Source organism: Mucilaginibacter sp. (assembly GCF_036383575.1).
GTDB lineage: Bacteria > Bacteroidota > Bacteroidia > Sphingobacteriales > Sphingobacteriaceae > Mucilaginibacter.
Genome location: NZ_DASVOB010000817.1, coordinates 1 through 1,665 on the forward strand (window position 1 = coordinate 1; position 1,665 = coordinate 1,665).

The 1,665-nt window shown below is 42.2% G+C and carries 2 protein-coding genes; both read left to right on the top strand.

Translation table 11 applies throughout. The features are described 5' to 3' along the window. A partial coding sequence (locus tag VF500_RS28905) for a KpsF/GutQ family sugar-phosphate isomerase (RefSeq protein ID WP_330862978.1) occupies positions 1-751 on the top strand: 751 nt, incomplete at its 5' end. A 110-nt stretch (positions 752-861) separates the two neighbouring features. Next, positions 862-1,665 (top strand): nucleotide sugar dehydrogenase (locus VF500_RS28910; RefSeq protein WP_330862979.1); only part of this gene is annotated, 804 nt, incomplete at its 3' end.

Genomic DNA, 1,665 nt, shown 5'->3' on the forward strand with positions numbered 1-1,665 from the left:
CACAGGTACGCCAAGTTTCTTTTTACACCCGGGCGAGGCTTTTCACGGCGATTTGGGCATGGTAAGTTCTACTGACGTTGTTTTGCTGATTTCCTATTCGGGTGAAACCGATGAAGTGCTGAAGCTCATTCCATATTTAAAATGGAATAAAAATGTCATGATTGCCATAACTGGTAATCCGGCATCAACCGTTGCCAAAAATAGTAGTTATCATCTTAATATAAAAATTGAACGCGAGGCTTGTCCGCTTGAACTGGCACCCACGTCATCAACCACAGCGGCATTGGTTATGGGCGATGCCCTGGCCATAGCGCTAATGGAATCGCGCAATTTTCAGCAGCATGATTTTGCCCGCTTCCATCCGGGCGGCAGCCTTGGGCGTAAGCTGCTTGTAAAAGTTAAGGACCTGATGCGAACCGACAAACTGCCTTTTATAAATGAAGAAGCTTCGTTTATGGATCTGTTGCTGCGGATGTCTGAAGGTAGATTGGGAATGGTTATGGTAGGTGATGCATCCCGGATAAGCGGGGTTGTAACGGATGGTGACCTTCGCCGGGCATTACTTAAACATCCGGACACATCAACCTTGACTATAGCCGAAATCATGACTGTTAACCCGGTTATTATCGATGATAATGAATTTGTAGGCTATGCCGAGCAGTTAATGCTTGAAAAGAAAATAACCACTTTATTGGTTGGTTCTGCTCAAGATCGGTCAATAACAGGTGTCTATCAGATCTATACTGTATAAAGCCAATTTTGATTAGCCGCATCTGCTTGTTCTTTGAGCCAAAGGTGCAGGATTCTGGTAATATTTAATTAACTTTACAGATATCTATCATATTCTACCGTACTAATTAAATGTCTGATCAGTTAAGTCCGACCATTAATAAATTTCAGGCTCCTGCAAATATTCATATTGCAATAATAGGTCTTGGCTACGTTGGGCTACCTCTTGCTGTTGAATTTGCAAAAAAATATCCTGTAAAGGGTTTTGATATTAAACAAAGCAGGGTTGACGAACTGAACACGGCTTTTGATCGTACCCTTGAAACCAGTACCGATGAGCTATCTGCCGTTTTAAGTTTAAAAGATGAGGGTAAAGGACTTATTTTTACCTCGCAGATAGCAGAAATTGCTTCGTGCAATGTTTATATTGTTTCGGTACCCACCCCAACAGATCAGCATAACCGGCCCGATCTGAGCTTGCTTATCAAGGCAAGTAAATCAATAGCAAGTGTATTGAAAAGGGGAGATGTGGTTATTTATGAATCCACAGTTTATCCTGGCGTAACAGAAGAGGTTTGCGTGCCTGTTTTGCAAGAGGAATCGGGTTTACAATATAACAGTGACTTTTTTGCAGGATACTCGCCGGAGCGCATTAATCCGGGGGATAAGGTTCATACGTTAACTAATATATTAAAGGTAACATCGGGCTCAACACCCGAAGCTGCCGATTTTATTGATGGCCTATATCAATCAATAGTAAAGGCGGGAACGCATAAAGCCCCTGCCATTAAAGTAGCCGAAGCCTGTAAGGTGATAGAAAATTCACAACGCGATATCAATATTGCTTTTGTAAATGAACTTGCCAAAATATTCAATATCATGGATATAGATACCCATGCAGTATTGGCGGCGGCAGGCACCAAGTGGAATTTCCTG